Source organism: Aeromonas sp. R7-1 (assembly GCF_040908115.1).
Taxonomy (GTDB): domain Bacteria; phylum Pseudomonadota; class Gammaproteobacteria; order Enterobacterales; family Aeromonadaceae; genus Aeromonas; species Aeromonas caviae.
The window spans coordinates 368,160-385,519 of sequence record NZ_JBFODD010000064.1; the positions used below are offsets into that span (position 1 = coordinate 368,160).

Consider the following 17,360-nt stretch of genomic DNA (forward strand, 5'->3'; position numbering starts at 1 on the left):
ATCCCCGACGATTCATGGCAGCAAACGACCTGGTCGCCTTCCCGCCGCCTGGCTGTCCTGCGACACCCCGTCCCCACACCAGGCCGCTCATAGGCTCACCTCCTTCCAGTGGTGGCAGGCCACCCCGTGGCGTTCGCTCAACTGCTCGGTCACCGGTATGGTCTCCACGCAAAGGGGCGTGGCATGGGGGCAGCGGTTGGAGAAACGGCACCCCGCCGGCATCTCGTGCAGGGCGGGCACCTGACCCTTGATGGTCTTGAGCAGGCTCTTTGGCACATCTTCCAGACGCGGGATCGAGGCCATCAGACCATGAGTATAGGGATGGCGCGGGTGGTCAAACAGTTCATAGATATCGGCCCGCTCCACCGCACGCCCGGCATACATCACCACCACCTCGTCGCACAGCTCCGCCACCACCCCGAGATCGTGGGTGATAAAGATGATGGCCATGCCGGTCTGGGCTTGCAGCTCCTTCATCAGATCCAGGATCTGGGCCTGGATGGTCACATCGAGCGCCGTGGTCGGCTCGTCGCAGATGAGCAGGGCCGGTTCGCAGGCCAGCGCCATGGCGATCATCACCCGCTGACGCATGCCGCCGGAAAGATTGTGGGGATAAGCCGCGAAACGCTGGGCAGGCTCGGGGATCCCCACCTTCTGCAACATGGCGATGGCGGCGTCACGGCGCTGGGCCTTGCTGTAATCGGGGCGGTGGAGGCGAAACACCTCCATCAGCTGATCGCCGACCGTCTGCACCGGGTTGAGGGCCGTCATGGGCTCCTGAAAGATCATGGAGATACGGTTGCCACGCACCTTGTACATCTGCTCCGGCGGCAGATTGAGCAGCTCCTCCCCCTGAAAGCGGATGGAGCCCGCCACCACCTGACCGTGGGGCCTTGGCAGCAACCCCATGATGGCCAGCGAGGTGACGCTCTTGCCGCAGCCGGACTCGCCGACTATCCCCAGGGTCTTGCCCGGGGCGACCTGGAAGCTGACCCCGTCGAGCACCTTGATCTTGCCGTCGTCGACGGCGAACTCCACCTCGAGATCCCGCACCTCGAGGATGGGGGACAGAGACTGCCCCTCATGATCGCTGGTGCCGGGGGCGGTGGCCTGTGTGTTGGGCATGACTGCTGCTCCCTTCTGGGCCACATCAATGATGTGCATAGGTCTTGTCGATCAGGGTGATGGGGGCCAGCGCCTTGCCGTCAGCCTTGGCCTTCTGGGTCTCCTCCTTCACCTTGGGATCGATCCAGAGCAGGCCGCCACTGCTGTGGGGGTAGCCATCCATGGGCCAGTAGAGCAGATCCGGGGTGTTGCGGGTGGCGGGCACCTCCGGCAGCATCACATAGCGCCAGCTGCTGGCTCGCACGTAGTTGAGCTGAACGCCGGGCACGAAGATGGCGAGATCATAGATCCGCTGCTGGATCTGGTGGGAAAGCGCGGCCCGCTTGTCCATGTCGAACTCGACGTTGTAGGCGTCGATCAGGCTGTCGAGCTCTTTGTCAGCCACGTTGAACAGGTTGTTGGTCTGGGGCTTGTTGGCGTTGTCGGAGTGGAAGGACTCCCAGTATTGCGGATAGAGACCGCCGCCCCCCCAGCCAAGCCAGGCCGCCTCGTGTTTCTTCTCCAGCATCACCTTGAAGCCGGTGGCGCCATCCACCAGATTGAGCTCCAGTTCCAGGCCCGCCTTCTTGGCCTCTTCCTTGAGCACGGTCAGCCGCTTGGAGTGCTCCTGGCTGGTGTAGGTGAGGGCCAGGGTGAGCCGCTCTCCCTTGTCGTTTTGCAGGATGCCGTCCGGCCCCTGCTTGCCGTAGCCGCCCTTGGCGAAGTACTCCCGTGCCTTGGCGATGTCGTAGGCCCGCTCCGGCAGCGCGATGTCGGTGAAGGCCCCGAAGCCAGAGCCGAAGGTGGTAGCGCGGTCATAGTCGCCGTGCAGCACCGTCTCTATCATCTTGTCGATGTTGAAGGCGTGCTGAATGCCGAGCCGCACGTTGAGATCCGCCAGCTTGGGATTGGCCACGTTGAGGTGAACCCCCTGCCCCCCCTGCTTGGTGTCGGTCATGGCCATCACCTTCTGCACGTATCCCTGCTTGTACTCCGGGGTGACCGCCTTCTCATGCCACCAGTTGGGCAGGATCATCTCGAAGGTGTCCAGCTCCCCCTTGAGGAAGTGGCGGAACGCGATGTTGTGGTCGCGGATCACCTGCACCTTGATGGTGTCGAGGTTGAACCTGTGCTGGTTGTAGCGATCGTCTTTTGCCCACCACTCCTTCTGCTTGCTGAAGGTGACGGACTTGCCCTTCTTCACGTCGCTCATCACGTAGGGGCCCGTGGTGGGTACCACGGCCCAGTTGTACTGCTTCACCCAGTTCGGGCCCATCTTGTAGTAGTGCTTGGGCTGGGGCCACAGTTCGGTGGTGTTGAGGAGATCGAGCTTGGCCTTGCGGCTGCCCGCCTTGACCAGGATGGTGTGGTCGTCAATCTTCTCCACCGCCACCACCTCGGTGGTGTAGTAGTTGTTGAACCAGGGGCCCTTGATGTCCTTGGAGCGCATCATCTCGTAGCCGAAGGTGTAGTCATCGGCGGTGACCGGCTTGCCGTCGGACCACTTGGCGCGCGGGTCGAGCCTGAAATAGACGGTCTGGCTGTCCGGCGCGATGGCCCAGGCATTCGCCAGGGCCGGAATGGGGTTGCCCGTGTTGGGATGGAAGCTGATGAGCCTCATCTGGTTGTCGAGGATGAAGGAACGGAACGAGCCGTTGGAATCCGGCCCCACTGTGCGAAACGTCAGCGGGAAGCTGTCGACGAAGAGATTGAGGTTGCCGCCGGGCAGCGCCTTGGGAGAGGCGAACACGGGGTCGGTGTCGTTGGTCTCCCACGTCAGATCCGCGGGCAGGCTGGCTGCCCACACCCAGGATCCGTTCAACAGCAGAAAGAGAGCACCTGTCCATTTGATTTTATTGTTCATGTTTGACTTCCTGGTCATGCCCCTGCACTGGGGGCGTCTTCATTAAGGGTCCTGTCGATGTGCCCTGGCAAGGCGCCACCGCTCACTGATAACGGGTAAATTTGCGCGGATCGAACGCCTCCCGGATGGCCTCCCCGATGAAGGAGACCATGATGAGCACCAGGCTCACCGCCGCCACCACCGAACTCACGATCCAGATGGCGTCGAGGTTGTTGATCCCCTGGGAGAGCAGCTCCCCCCAGCTCGGGGTCGGCGGCGCCAGGCCAAAGCCCAGGTAGTCCAGCGCCGTCAGGGTGGAGATGTTGCCCACCACGGCAAACGGGGCCAGGGTGACGATCATCATCAGGGTATTGGGCAGAATATGGTTGAAGATGATGCGCCGGGTGCTCGCCCCCTGGGCCCGCGCCGCCATCACGTAGTCCCGCGCCCGCTCCTTGTAGGTGAGGGTGCGCATGTACCAGGTGATCCCCATCCAGCCGAACAGCACGTTGATGCCGACGAACAGGCCGAAGTTCGGCTTGGCCAGGGAGACCAGGATCATGATGACGTAGAGGAAGGGCACCTGGGACCAGATCTCGATGAAACGCTGCATCAGGAGATCGAACCGACCGCCGAGGAACCCCATCATGCAGCCGATGCTGACCCCGATGACATAGCTCGCCACCAGCGCGATGAAGGCAAAGCCGATGGCGATGCGAAAGCCGTAGACCAGCCGTGCCAATACGTCGCGACCGCTGGTGTCGGTGCCGAGGAAGTGGCGCTCCACCAGGCTCGGGGCATAGGGCGGATAGGCCTCCTCCTTGAAGTCCTGCTCATAGGGGTTCCAGGGGACCAGGGGCAGCAACACCCAGTCCCCCTTCCCTTCCTTCGCAAATTGGCTCTTGAGCTGGCGGTAGTTGGTCTCGTACTCGTAGTCGAGCCCGAAGTGCTGGCCCGGGATCACATCCCCATAGGTGGGGAAATAGAGCTCCCCCTGATAGCTCACCGCCAGGGCCCGGCTGTTGACCAGCAATTCCGCCAGCAGAGAGATGACCACCAGGACCGAAAAGATGACAAAGGAGTAGTAGCCGCGCTTTATCGACTTGAAGCGCTTGAGTTTTTTCAGAGTTACCGGATTCAGGTTCATGCTCACTCTCCAAACCGCACGCGAGGATCGACCAGGGCAACGCAGATGTCGGAGACAATGTTGCCCACCAGCATCAGCATGGAGGTGATGGCCAGAATACCCATGACGGTGGGGTAATCCCGCTCGACAATGGCCTCGTAACCGAGCAGGCCGATGCCGTCGATGTTGAAGATGGTCTCGATGAGGAAGGAGCCCCCGAAGAAGACGGTGAGCACAGACCCCAGGTGACTCGCGATGGGGATCAGGCTGTTGCGCATGGCGTGATCGGTCACCGCCTTGCGAAACGGCAACCCCTTGGCCACGGCGGTGCGCACATAATCCGCCGACAGGTTCTCCATCAGGCTGTTCTTCATGGTCATGGTGAGGATGGCGAAATCCCCGATGGCGTAGGCGATGAGGGGCAGCAGGGCGTGGGCGAAGACGGTGCGGATCTGATCCCAGCTGCTCTCCATCCCGTCAAACTCGTCCCCCGGGAAGCCCCCCATGGGCAGCCACTCCAGATGGAACGCAAAGACGGTGATGAGGAAGATCCCCACCACGTAGGCGGGCAGCGCATAGGCCATGTAGATGAGCATGGAGCTCAGGGAATCGAAGCGGCTGTTGTGCCTGAGCGCCTTGGCCACACCGAGCGGGATGGAGACGGCATAACTCAGCAGAAAGGTGGCGAGCCCGAAGAAGGCGGTCACCGGCAACCTCTCCTTGATGAGATCCCACACCGGCTCGTAATAACGGGTCGATTCCCCGAGATCCAGCACCGCCAGCTTCTGCAACCAGTCCCAGTAGGCGACCAGCATGGGCTTGTCGAGGCCGTAGAACGCCTTGAGCTCTTCAATCTGTTCGTCGGAGAGTGCCTGCGCCCCCTTGCTGCCACTGGAGCGGCCGGACTCGTTTTGCGAGACCTGCGCCTGCAGCAGCATGCGCTCGACCGGGCCGCCCGGCACGAAGCGGGTGATGGTGAAGACGAGCAGGGTGATACCGAGAAACGTCGGGATGATCAAAAGCATCCGACGTAGGAAATACGACAGCATGGTGGAACCTCGTCCTTGTTGTTCTTTTATGGCCAGTCACATCCGGTGACGGGCCTATCCTTACCTGGCATTACTCACTGAATTGACTGGCATTGGCAGACAATCCGGCTCGGTCACTGTAAAAGCTCTGCAACAAAAATCAAGTAGAACCCTGTCTGCGACCGGGAATGTCCCCCCGCAGCATATCCCGCGAATGATTTTTTCCAAAAAACCCAACTTCAATATAAAAAACTGCTACGCCTACCCGTCAAACTCGATTTTAATTATTAAAAAATTAATTACACAGGTGTTTTAATCCATATCAAACAGAATAAAATCAACAAGTTAAGGATAAGTTGGGTTATTTTCTCATTTACCTATAAAAGAAGAGGGATAGCCTCCCCCACCCTCCGTTCCCCGGAAAACGCTCTCGCCATAAAAGCAGATGAAAATACTGCAAAAAACCGTTTTCTCGATATCGGCACCGGAGTGACAAGCGACTTATCGATAAGTTCAAAAATAATCAATAAAATTGTAAAAATCGAACTTAACAACATCTTTACATAATTTGACGCGGCATTTACGGAATAAAACGCCAAAAATATTCCATCAAGTGCATATTCCCATCTAATTCCCTCTGCTGCCCCCATCCCCGCCGCTCCATTTGACGTCCATCACCAAACCTTGATAAGCCTTACGCACCGCTCCAACGAGGGCGGTAATGGAAGCAAACAATAAACAATCAGGAAGGATACTAGCGATGCTTAGGAAAAGCAGACTCTCTGCTGCCGTAGCGTTTGCCTTGGCGAGCGCGGCAGTTGTGGCCACCCCTGTCCTGGCCGAAGAGGGCCAGAACGTAGAAAAACTGCAAAAAATCAAGGTCACCGGCTCGCGGATCTCCCGGGTCGATGTGGAAGGCGCCACCCCGGTCGTCTCCGTGACCAAGGCGAAAATCGAGCAATCCGGTCAGCAGACCGTCGCCGATTACCTCAAGCAAGCCTCCTACAACTCCTTTGGCGGCGTCTCCCCTGCCTCCGGCAGCTCCTTCCAGTCCCAATCCACCGTCGGCCTGCGCGGCCTGGGTTCCGAGCGTACCCTGGTTCTGCTGAACGGCAAGCGGGTAGCGGGTTCCCCCACCATGGGCGGCACCTCCATCAACCTCAACACCATCCCCATGGCCGCCGTTGAGCGGGTCGAGGTCAACCTGGACGGCGGCTCCGCCATCTATGGTTCCGACGCCATCGGTGGCGTGATCAACGTGGTGCTCAAAGAGGGCTACGAAGGGCTGGACTTCCAGGGCCGCATCGGCTCCCCGAGCGAAGAGGGCGGCGACGAGAAGAGCGGCTCCATCGTGGCAGGGGTGGCCGGCGAGAAGGGCTCCCTGATGGCGGTCTACGAGCACGACAAGAAGGACGTCATCTACGCTCGGGATCGTGACTATCTCTCCAAACAGGGCAACGACTCCCCCAGCCCCTACGGCCGCAACGTGGAAGGGATCACGGGTCTTGACGCCAACGGCGACCCCATCTGGAAATACGGCCCCCTGGCCGGCGCCACCAATGCCGACGGCTCATGCAAGGAGCCCTTCGTCGGGTTCGAGGGCGGCTGTAACTTCAACTACGGCCAGGTCGCGGCCACCACGGCCTCCCGCAGCCGTGACACCCTGTACGTGAACGGTCGCTACCACATCAACGACAACGTGGACTTCGTGCCGCAGATCATCGGCTCCCGGGTCGAGAGTTTCGGCCGCTTCGCCCCGGCCGCCGGTGCCTTCACCATTGACCCGGCCAACCCGAAGAACGCCCAGTTCTTCGCCGACAACGGCCTGGATGCCGCCGCCACCCAGGGTCTGGGTGAGGCTGCCTACGCCTACTACCGCTTCAGCAACGTCGGCCCCCGTGACAACTATGTCACCGACACCACCGGCAGCATGAACCTCGGCTTCGAAGGCACCATCGCCACCGAAAGCGTCGGCGACATGCAGTGGAACGCCGGCTACATGTACTCCAAGACCGACAACAAGGAGAACGGCACCGGTTACGTGCTGAAGTCCGCTGCCCAGCAGGCGGTCGCCGACGGCAAGTTCGTCGGTGGCGAGTTCGACGCCTCCACCACGGCCTCCATGGCCGCCGACACCAGCCGCCGCTCCACCATGGACTTCTACCAGTGGTACGCCGGTGTCCAGTGGGACATGGGTGAACTGCCGGCCGGTCCGGTCAGCTGGTACGCCGGTGCCGAGTACAACGACTGGGTCTATGCCGACAAATACGACGCCCAGTCCGAAGCCGGCAACATCATCGGCTCCTCCGGCAACTCCTCCGGTGGCGTGCGTGACGTGACTGCCGCCTACATCGAGTCCCTGGTGCCCATCACCGAGCAGATCGAGCTGAACGTGGCCGGTCGCTTCGACAAGTACAGCGACTTCGGCAGCGCCTTCTCCCCCAAGGCGAGCCTGCGTTACCAGCCGCTGGACAACCTGATGCTGCGCACCTCCTGGTCCCGTTCGTTCCGCGCCCCCAGCCTGAGCGATCTCTACTCGGCTGACTCCTTCTCTGCCGACTGGGCGAAGGATTACGTCTACTGCGAGGCCAACGGCATCTCCGCGGCTGACTGCCCGAACCGCCAGTACGACACCACCCGTACCTCCAACGAGGATCTGAAGGAAGAGACCGCGGACACCTGGAACTTCGGGGTGGCCTACAGCCCGGTGGATGACCTGAACCTCTCCCTGGACTACTACACCATCAAGATCGAGGACGTGATCCAGCTGAACTCCCTGCAGTCTCTCATCTATGACGAACTGAACAGCGGCAGCTCCAGCAGCATCACCCGCAACAGCCAGGGCAAGATCAGCAACGCCATCGCTCCCATGGTCAACCTGGGGACCCTCGAGACCTCCGGCCTCGACCTGAAGGTGGATTACACCTACGACCTGAACTACGCCACCGTGCGTTATGACCTGGGCGGTACCTACATCCTGAAATACAAGGAAGGTCTGTACGCCGGTGGTCCCATCATCGACAAGATCGGCCAGAACGGTCTGCCCCAGATGCGCTTCAGCTCCGGTGTGGGTGTCAACGTTCCCCAATGGTGGAACATGGATACCTACCTGAGCGCGAACTACATCGACTCCCAGAGCCAGGACTACATCGCCGATACCGGTGAGGAAGTGGGCCACATCGCGTCCCAGACCACCTGGAACCTGAACGTCGGCGTGGAAGCGCCCTGGAACGGCAAGATCCAGGTCGGCGTGAAGAACATGTTCAACGTGGGCCCGTCCCTCGAGAGCGATGGCTTCACCTATGACGACGAGCTCTACAGCATCGACGGTCGCATCTACTACCTCGACTACAGCCAGAAGTTCTAATCCACCAGCAAACCACAAGCCGGCCCGCTCGGGCCGGCTTTGCCCAAGGTCCCAAGGAAGTTACGGAGATAGGGTAATCCTATGAAAACAAGGACAACTACAATGAAGAAAGCGCTCCTCGGCAGCCTGATTTCGGCTGCCTTGCTGACCAGCTTCAATCTGAGTGCCGCCACCGCAGGTCAGGCCGTGGACGCTCAAGCCGCCACCGACAATGCATCCAAAGTTTCCCAGCAGAAGATCGACAGCTACGCCGAGTCTGCCGAGTCTGCCCTGGCCCAGTACAAGGCCGCCCTGCGCCAGGTGGACAGCCTGCGCACCTACAACGAGCAAGTGGGCAAGATGGTCGACTCCCAGAGCGCCGAACTCGCCTCCATGCAAAAGCAGATCGCCCAGATCGACCAGACCAGCACCGAAGTGGTGCCCCTGATGCTCAAGATGATCGACTCCCTCGAGCAGTTCGTCTCCCTGGACCTGCCGTTCCAGAAGGTGGAGCGTGAGGACCGCGTGGCGGCCCTGACCGATCTCATGAACCGGGCCGATGTCACCATCTCCGAGAAGTACCGCAAGATCCTCGAGGCCTACCAGATCGAGGAGGGCTTCAGCCGCACCATCGAAGCCTACAAGGCGAGCCTGGACAAGGATGGGGACGAGAAGACCTACGAGTTCCTGCGGGTCGGCCGCATCGCCCTGCTCTACCAGTCCCCGGATGGCAACGAGACCGGCATGTGGAACAAGAAGACCCGCCAGTGGGAAGTACTGCCCCAGGAGTATCGCAGTGCGGTTGAACAAGGCCTTCGCATCGCGAAGAAGCAGGCGCCCCCCGCCCTCATCAAGCTGCCGGTTCAAACTGCGGAGAAAGCATCATGAAAGGAATCAAACTTGCCATCGCCTCGCTGATCGCGGGCGCTACCCTGGTCACCCTGCCGGTGACCGCCGCCGAGAAGCCGGTGGATCTCAACGCCCTGCTCAATCAGGTCAAGGCCGCCAGCACCAGCGAATCCCAGCTCAACAAGGAGCGGGAAGCCCGCTTCCTGGCTGACAAGAACGAACAAGGGGCCCTGCTCGCCAAGGCCAAGGCGGATCTCGCCGCCGAAGTCGCCAGGGGCGAAAAGCTCAAGGCCACCTTCGATGCCAACGACAAGCAGCTCACCGAGCTGACCGAGACCCTGCGCCAGCGCTCCGGCAACATGGGCGAGATGTTTGGCGTGCTGCGCCAGTTCGCCGGCGAGTTCAAGGGGATCTTCAACGCCTCTGCCCGCCGGGTCGAGCATCCGGAGCAGACCGCCCTGCTGACCCGCCTGGCCGAAAGCAAGGAGCTGCCCTCCAGCGATGACCTGACCGCCTTCTGGACCACCACCCTCAGCCGCATGGTCGACGGTGGCAAGGTGAGCCAGATCCCGGCCACCGTGGTCTATGGCGAAGGCAACCAGGCCGAGAAGACCGTCACCCAGATCGGTGAGTTCAACACCGTCTCCGAAGGCAAGTACCTCACCTTCGTGCCGGAGACCGGCAAGTTCGAACAGCTGCCCCGCCAACCCGACAAAGGGGTGCTGGAACCCATCGCCGACTTTGAACAGGGTGGCGGCGGCGTCAAGCCGATCTTCGTCGACCCGTCCCGCGGCGTGATCCTCTCCCTGCTGGTGCAGTCGCCGACCCTGAAGGAGCGGATCGACCAGGGTGGTGAAGTGGGCTATGTCATCATGGTGCTCGGCGTGCTCGGTACCCTGCTGGCCCTGTTCTGCGGCGCTCGCCTCTCCCTCATCGGCGGATCCATGCGCAAGCAGCTCAAATCCGATCAGATCATCAAGGGCAATCCCATCGGCGAGATGCTGGGGGCCTACCAGAGCCATCGTGGCGACAACATCGAGGATCTGGAATCCAAGCTCGACGAGATCATCCTGCGCAACGTGCCCAAGTTCGAGAAGGGCATCAGCATCATCAAGCTGATCGCCTCGGTCGCGCCGCTGCTGGGTCTGCTGGGGACAGTGGTCGGGATGATTGCCACCTTCCAGGCCATCACCCTGTTCGGTACCGGCGATCCCAAGCTGATGGCTGGTGGTATCTCCGAAGCCTTGGTCACCACCATGCAGGGTCTGGTGGTCGCCGTGCCCATGCTGTTCCTCTACACCATCGTGCAGACCCAGAGCCGTCGTCTGATCCAGGTGCTGGAAGAGCAGAGCGCCGGTTTCGTCGCCCGCTACCAGGAACGTCTGCACGCCGCCAAAGCCGCAGCCTAAGGAGTCACCCATGTGGTTCTGGTTGATTGAAGAAGTCGAGTCGGTCCGCCGGTTTCTGGGATTGGGGGGCGACGTGCTGGTCGCCCTGTTCTTCCTGACCCTGATGATGTGGGCCCTGTTGCTGGAGCGCTGGTTCTACTTCATGGCGGTCTACCCCAAACAGGTGAAGCAAACCAAGGCTACTTGGCTGGCCCGCACCGATCACCTCTCCTGGTCTGCCAGGCAGATCCGCCGCGAGCTGGTCTCCCGGGTCGCCATGGCGGTGGACAAGGGGATGCCGGTCATCAAGGTGCTGATCGCTCTCTGCCCGCTGATGGGGCTGCTCGGGACCGTGGTGGGCATGGTGCAGGTGTTCGACACCCTGGCCATTACCGGCACCGGCTCACCGCGGGCGATGGCCTCGGGGATCTCCAAGGCGACGGTACCGACCATGGCGGGCATGATTGCCGCCCTTTCCGGCCTGTTTTTTGTCAACCAGCTCGATCACAAGGCCAAGTTGGCGGTGCAGAAGCTGGAAGACAACCTGAAACACGGCTGATGCAGGATGCACATCCCCGGCCGGGCCATGCCCGCCGGGGCACAGAACAAGCAAGGAGTTTTTTGCCATGAGAAAACGTCACAGCGACAGCGGTGCTGACGAGGCGGCCATCGATTTGACCCCCATGCTGGACATCGTGTTCATCATGCTGATCTTCTTCATCGTCACCACCTCGTTCGTCAAGGAGTCCGGCGTGGAGATCAACCGCCCGAGCGCCAGCACGGCCGAGACGGTGAAGAAGGGGAACATCATGGTCGCGGTCCGCGAGAACGGTCAGGTCTGGGTCGACAAACGGGTCGTCGAAGTGGGTGCCGTGCGCGCCAACATCGAGCGGCTGCGGGCGGAGAACCCGGAGAGCGCCGTGGTGATTCAGGCCGATACCGAGTCCCGTTCCGGGCTGGTGGTGCAGGTCATGGACCAGATCCGCATGGCCGGTGTCCAGAACATCTCCATCGCGGCGAGCAAGAGCAGCTGATGCCGGAGCGAGCCCTATGAGATACCTGATATCGTTGGCGGTCTCCTGCGTGGTGGTGTTCTTCCTGTTTCTGGGAATGAACAAGCTCATCACGCCGGATCACCGGGAGCTGACGGAGCGGGAGGACGTCACCATGACCGACTTCATCCGCCTCAAGCCTCAGGAGACCCTGCAAGAGAAACAACGGGAACTGCCCAAGCCGCCGCCCCCGAACCGCCCGCCGCCCCCGCCCGAGATGGAGGTGGCGAGCACGGACAGGCCGCAGATGGAGAGCTCCCCCATGGACATGCCCAAACTCGACATCCCGGTCAACATCGGTGGCGGCAACGCCCTGGGTGCCTACAGCACCGGCGGCGGTGGCGGCGGCATGGGCGGCAACAACGGCGCCATCCCGATGGCGACCTTCGAGCCCATGATGCCCCGCAAGGCAGCCCTGGCCGGTCTCGCATCCGGCAAGGTACTGGTGGAGTTCACCGTCACCGAGCGCGGTACCGTGAGCAACATCCGCATCGTCAAGGAAGAGCCCCGCAGCTATGACCTCGGCAAGGCGGCGCGCCAGACCATTGCCAAGTGGACCTTCAAGCCGGCCATGGTGGACGGCAAGCCGCAGGCCAGTCGCATGCAGCAAGAGATCGAGTTTGCGACCAACTAAGGAGGGTGGCGATGAAAAAGTTACATACCCTGATCCTCGCCCCGGTGGCCATGGCGGTGCTGCTCAGCACCGCCACCTGGGCCGCCGAACAACCCGCCCTGTCTGACCGCGCCTACCGCGCGGTCAACAAGGCCCAGGCGTTGATCACCGAGAAGAAATACGGCGAGGCCAATGCCAAGCTGCAGGAGGCGCTGTCCGGCGCTGGCGAGCGGGTCTACGACAAGGGGGTCATTTTGCAGACCCTGGGCTTCGTGGCGGCGCAGCAGGAGAAGTACGGTCAGGCGACCAAGTACTTCGCCGACGCCATCGCCACCGGCGGCCTGCCGCCCCCGGTGGCCCAGCAGGTGCGCTACAACCTGGCCCAGCTCTACATGGCGGAGGGGAACTTCAAGGGTTCCATCAACACCATGAAGGAGTGGTTCGCAAACCTCGGCAAGGACGAGAAGCCGACCCCGCACGCCTACATCACCCTGGCCAACGCCCATGTGCAGCTCAAGCAGTACCGGGAAGCCATTCCGGCGGTGGACAACGCGATCAAGCTCTCCGCGGGCAAGGCGCCGGAGTCCTGGTACCTGCTGAAGATGGCGGCCCACTACGAGCTGAAACAGTACAAGCCGGCCACCGAGGTGCTGACCGCCCTGGTGGACCGCTACCCGGAGAAGAAGAAGTACTGGACCCAGCTCTCGGCCATGCACATGCAGGCGGGCAATGATGCCAAGGCCCTGGCGGCACTGGAAGGGGCCTACAACCTCGGCATGCTGACCGAAGCCAACGAGTTGCAGCGGCTCGCCAACTACCTCGCCTTCGCCGGCATTCCCCACCGCGCCGCCCGCGTGATGGAGAAGGCCATGAAGGAGGGGCAGATCGAGAGCACCGCGGCCAACTACAAGACGCTGGCCAACTACTGGCATCAGGCCAAGGAGCTGGACCCGGCCATCGACACCCTGGCCAAGTCCTACAAGCTGGCCCCCAATGCCGAGCTGCAGCTCAAGATGGCGCGCATGATGATCCAGAGCAAGCGCTACCAGGATCTGGTGGCCTTCGCCGCCAAACCTGCCGCCAACGCCAGCGGCGAGCAGCGGGCGGACCTGAAGTTCCTGACCGGGGTCGCCTATTTTGAGCAGCAAAAGCCCAAGGAGGCGCTCTCCGCCTTCACTCAGGCCGCCCAGAACGGCAACGTCAGTGGTCGCGCTTCCCCCTGGATCAGCTTCTTGAAAGAGCAGCAGGGCGGCGCCGTCACCCAATAAAGCTGCGCGGCCCGGCTGGCGGGGCGGGGCGGGGATCTCCCCGACTCGGCATCCGGGCCGCGACACATCGACAAGGGGGTCACCCCGCAGATTGCCTTGGTGGCAATTGGCCGCTCTTCGGAGCGGTCTTTTTTATGGTCACTCCCCTGCCCTTTTCCCCCTCCTTCTCCTGATACAAGGCACAAAAAAATCCGGAGCCTGGGCTCCGGATTGGATCGTTGCGTTGGGAGGGGGCAACCCCTTCAACAGGTCATCAGTCACTGCACACCAGCTTCCAGCTGCCGTCGCCCGCTCTGAGCTCGCGGCTGGTACAGCAGCCGGGACAACTCAGTAGTTGCACATCAGCTTCCAGCTGCCGTCGCCCACTCTGAGTTCGCTGCTGGTACAGCAGCCGGGACAACTCAGTAGCTGCACACCAGCTTCCAGCTGCCATCGCCCGCCTTGGGCTCGCTGCTGGTCCACCAGTTGGCCTGCCACACCGCCTTGCCGTTGGTCATGCGGTCGTTGCCATTGGCGTGATCCCCGCGCGGCCAGGTCGGATAGGCATTGTAGTCCGCCGGGTTGACGTTCTGGCTGGCACAGGTGGTGCCACCGCTGCCGCCGTCACCACCGCCACTGCTGCCCAGCACCGCCTCGGCCAGGGCCGGGAAGTCGGACTTCAGGCCTATGGTCTGGCTGCCGGCAATCAGGCGCATGCCACTCGGCACGCCGGCGGCCGGCAGGTAGTAGGTCATGGCCACTTCCACGTCGGTGCCCGGCGTCCAGGCTTTCCAGGCCGGCAGCGTCAGAGCCACCTTGTGGAAGTCCTTCTCATTGGCGATGCCGTCCGAGTTCTGGTTGCCACCGCTCTCCACCACTTTCAGCCCCATGCCGCTCTGGTCGGTGATGGTGTCTGAGGTGGAGGTGGGGACCAGGAACTCGATGCGGGTGCCGCCCGGAATGGTCTGGGTCGACTTGTTGGTGAGCTTGAGGGTCGGGTTGATCGGGTAGTTGGAGTCCCCTTCCTTGAAGCCGGAGAGGCTCACGCCGATGTCGAGCTGGGCGGCCGGAGCCGGCAGATCATTCTGCTTCAGGGCAGCCTTGTCGGCCTTGCTGAACTTCTCATACGCCAGGCTGGTGAGGGTGCTGCCCATCACGTACTCGTTCTTGGCCGCGTCGAAGTCATAGTCCCCCGCCATCTCCCAGAACATGACGCCCCCCAGGCCCCGCTTGACGATGTAGTCGAGCTTGTGACCCATGGACTCTTCATCTTCGGTGGAGAGGAACACCTTCTTCTGCTCGTTCCAGAGCCAGGGCGCATGGGCCTTGTCGTCGTAGTAACGCACATACTGGCCTTGCATCACGTGGGCCGGGTTGTTGGGATCCAGACCCCAGGCCTGGCCGTAGCTCGGCAGGGTGGTGATGCCGAGGCTGGCCGCGTGCTCCAGGTTCTTGGCATGCCACATGGGCACAGCGCCACCGCCAATCTCCTTGCCGTTCTTGTCAAGGTCATGCCAGATGTTGTCGATGCCCACCGCCCCGTTGCCGCACGGAATGGTGCTGCCACCGGTGCCAGGCTGGCAATCGCTCTGGCTCGGCAGCGCCGCCTTGCCACCCAGACCGTGGGTGCCACCGGTGACCCCCTGCCAGCCACGGGTGTAATAGGGCACCCCTATGTTGATCTTGCCCGCCGCCAGGGCACCACGGAAGTAGTGGGCCGCCCAGGCGGAGTTGAGATAGCCGATGCCGCCAAACTGGGCCTGGGTGTAGACCCCCCACTGGGACAACTCGGGATCCGCCTTGTTGTCGAACAGGGCGGCGTTGTGACCGACGAAGTGGTTCCAGGCACCGTGGAAGTCATAGGTCATCAGGTTGACGTAGTCGAGGTACTGGGTGACCTGGAAGTTCTCCATGCCGCGCAGCAGGTAGGCCGAGGCCGGCGAGGCGATGGTCAGCATGTACTTGCGACCGTCCTCGGTGCCGGCGCTGTCGAGCTTGTTGCGCAGGGTCTTCATCAGCACTTCATAGTTCGCAAAGAGCTTGCCGCGACACTGGTTGGAGAGCGGGAAATCGTTGGGGTTGCCCGCATCCTTCATGGAGGTGGGGTACTCGTAGTCGATATCCACCCCATCGAAGCCGTACTGGCGGATGAAGCCCACCGCCGAGTCGGCAAAGGCGTTGATGCCGGCGGTGTTGACCGAGCAGTCGCCCTTGGTGGTGGCGGCGTAGAAGCCGCGGGTATCGGCCCAGCCCCCGACGGAGATGAGGGTCTTCACGTCCGGGTACTGCTTCTTGTACTTCGACAGCAGGTTGAAGTGACCCTGATAGGCAAACTCCGGATCCATCTCGGCGCCCGGCACCCCGTTCCAGGTCAGCTTGGTGGCGGCGTCATCCACCTTGATGGTGTGACTCTGCTCGTCCACCGCCGCGAAGGCGTAGTTGATGTGGGTGATCTTGTCCCAGGGAATGTCGCTCACCAGGTAGGCGGGCAGGCCGTTCTTGCCGGTGCGCCAGGAGGTGAAATACCCGATGACGCGGCGGCCGTGGTCATCCCCCATGCACTCGCTGCCGTCAGCGCGGTAGATCTGGCGCACGTCGCAGGAGAGGTTGCCGCCGGTGGGGGGCAGCGCCGCCTCTTCCACCTGCACGTCCACCTGGGCCGACTCGCCAGAGCGGTTGGTCTTGTCGGTCGCCACCAGCTTGAGGCCGGTCAGCCCCTTGTTCTGGGGCGTCCAGCTCAGCTGCCAGGGGGCGCTGGTGTCCTCGCCCACCTTCTGGCCATTCACGAAGAGCTCGACCTTGGCGACGTCGTCATTGGCGTCGGTGACATTGCCGCTCACGGTGAGGGCGCGGCCCAGGGTCACCCTGGCACCGGCGGCGGGGCTTGCGATGCTCACCCTGGGCGCCTCTGGCGCCACTACGGCGGCGACCTTGAAGCTCGAATCCGCCTCGCTCAGCACCTTGCCGTCTTTATCCAGCGCCCGGGCCTTGAGGGCGTGATTGCCCGCACCGGCAGCAGACCAGCTGGCACTCCAGGGAGAAGCCGTGGCGGTGGCGACCAGAGCGCCGTCGATGAGGTATTCCACCCGGGCGAGCGCCGTGACCGGGCCGCTCAGCGTCACCGCCAGGGCCACACTGGCCCCCTCGCTGACGCTGGCACCCACGGCGGGGGAGCCGATGGCGACGACCAGGGACGGTGGCGGCACCTCGCCACCATACAGCTTCCAGGCATCGGCCCAGACCACCCCCACCCCGGGGGCATAGTGATAGGGGGACGCGCCGCACCAACCGGAGTAAGGGAATTCCTTGCATTCATAGAGGGCGCCTGCGTTGCTGACGATGTCGCCAGCCTTGTAGGCGGTGCCGGCCTGATAGGCGGGGTAAGCGGCCTGCGCCCAGGCAGGGACGGCCGCAAGGGCGACCAGCATGGCAAGCCTGCTGGGCCTCAAGATCTGTTGCATATTGTTATCTTCCTTGTTTTGTCTTGGCTTCAATGCCGGGAAAAGCGCAATCGCAACAGGGAACAAGGGAGCGACAACAGGCCATGGACGGGCCACAAACCCTCAAGTCACCCTGGGTAACCCCGCTGTCTGGCCCGGATGGGACAGATCGGAGGCTTTGCGTCCCGGCATCACTGCCGGTTTGCCCTTTGCCTGGGTTCCGTGAGGAACGGCTCGAGTATAGGAAGCAAGTGACCACTGCTCAATCTTTATTCTCGAAGGAAAATATGTGAATGCTGGCCGCCTCACACTTTTCGCTCCCAC

Annotated in this window: 12 protein-coding genes and 1 riboswitch; of the genes, 7 read left to right on the forward strand and 5 right to left on the reverse strand. The window is 62.2% G+C overall.

The genetic code is table 11. The features are described from left to right. Positions 1-87: 87 nt before the first annotated feature. From AB5Y51_RS20485 to AB5Y51_RS20500, 4 genes are all read right to left on the reverse strand, one after another. The gene (locus tag AB5Y51_RS20485) at positions 88-1,125 is read right to left on the reverse strand and encodes an ABC transporter ATP-binding protein (RefSeq protein ID WP_041212968.1); all 1,038 of its coding nucleotides are present in this window, start codon (positions 1,123-1,125) and stop codon (positions 88-90) included. A gap of 25 nt (positions 1,126-1,150) precedes the next feature. Next, a complete protein-coding gene (locus AB5Y51_RS20490) occupies positions 1,151-2,968 on the reverse strand; it encodes an extracellular solute-binding protein (RefSeq protein ID WP_368179101.1) in 1,818 nt (605 codons plus the stop codon). An 82-nt stretch (positions 2,969-3,050) separates the two neighbouring features. Further along, positions 3,051-4,094 carry an ABC transporter permease gene (locus tag AB5Y51_RS20495; RefSeq protein ID WP_042865049.1) on the reverse strand — a complete coding sequence of 348 codons (1,044 nt, stop codon included), beginning with the start codon at positions 4,092-4,094 and terminating at the stop codon, positions 3,051-3,053. A 2-nt stretch (positions 4,095-4,096) separates the two neighbouring features. Next, positions 4,097-5,122, reverse strand: a complete 1,026-nt coding sequence (locus tag AB5Y51_RS20500; protein ID WP_010675471.1) for an ABC transporter permease subunit — start codon at positions 5,120-5,122, stop codon at positions 4,097-4,099. Between the two features lie 739 nt (positions 5,123-5,861). On the opposite strand from AB5Y51_RS20500, the gene AB5Y51_RS20505 reads away from it, so the two are divergent. The 7 genes from AB5Y51_RS20505 (at position 5,862) to AB5Y51_RS20535 (ending at position 13,617) form a co-directional block, all read left to right on the forward strand. Next, the gene (locus AB5Y51_RS20505; RefSeq protein WP_039040352.1) at positions 5,862-8,468 is read left to right on the forward strand and encodes a TonB-dependent siderophore receptor; all 2,607 of its coding nucleotides are present in this window, start codon (positions 5,862-5,864) and stop codon (positions 8,466-8,468) included. A gap of 102 nt (positions 8,469-8,570) precedes the next feature. Then, the gene (locus AB5Y51_RS20510; RefSeq protein WP_277856665.1) at positions 8,571-9,335 is read left to right on the forward strand and encodes a DUF3450 domain-containing protein; all 765 of its coding nucleotides are present in this window, start codon (positions 8,571-8,573) and stop codon (positions 9,333-9,335) included. Next, positions 9,332-10,705 carry a MotA/TolQ/ExbB proton channel family protein gene (locus AB5Y51_RS20515; protein WP_041215711.1) on the forward strand — a complete coding sequence of 458 codons (1,374 nt, stop codon included), beginning with the start codon at positions 9,332-9,334 and terminating at the stop codon, positions 10,703-10,705. The genes AB5Y51_RS20510 and AB5Y51_RS20515 overlap by 4 nt, the downstream gene beginning before the upstream one ends. A 10-nt stretch (positions 10,706-10,715) precedes the next feature. After that, positions 10,716-11,243: a MotA/TolQ/ExbB proton channel family protein gene (locus tag AB5Y51_RS20520; protein WP_041212455.1), complete on the forward strand. Its 528-nt coding sequence runs from the start codon at positions 10,716-10,718 to the stop codon at positions 11,241-11,243. 67 nt (positions 11,244-11,310) lie between these two features. Continuing rightward, complete coding sequence (locus tag AB5Y51_RS20525; RefSeq protein ID WP_005327075.1) at positions 11,311-11,718, forward strand: biopolymer transporter ExbD; 408 nt, start codon at positions 11,311-11,313, stop codon at positions 11,716-11,718. 16 nt (positions 11,719-11,734) lie between these two features. Then, positions 11,735-12,370, forward strand: coding sequence for an energy transducer TonB (locus tag AB5Y51_RS20530; protein ID WP_039040356.1), 636 nt, complete (start codon positions 11,735-11,737; stop codon positions 12,368-12,370). 11 nt (positions 12,371-12,381) lie between these two features. Further along, positions 12,382-13,617, forward strand: coding sequence for a lipopolysaccharide assembly protein LapB (locus tag AB5Y51_RS20535; protein WP_042014300.1), 1,236 nt, complete (start codon positions 12,382-12,384; stop codon positions 13,615-13,617). A gap of 401 nt (positions 13,618-14,018) precedes the next feature. On the opposite strand, the gene AB5Y51_RS20540 is transcribed toward AB5Y51_RS20535, so the two are convergent. After that, positions 14,019-17,024, reverse strand: coding sequence for a glycosyl hydrolase family 18 protein (locus AB5Y51_RS20540; RefSeq protein WP_368179111.1), 3,006 nt, complete (start codon positions 17,022-17,024; stop codon positions 14,019-14,021). A 145-nt stretch (positions 17,025-17,169) separates the two neighbouring features. Beyond that, positions 17,170-17,253, reverse strand: a riboswitch (cyclic di-GMP riboswitch). Between the last annotated feature and the right edge of the window lie 107 nt (positions 17,254-17,360).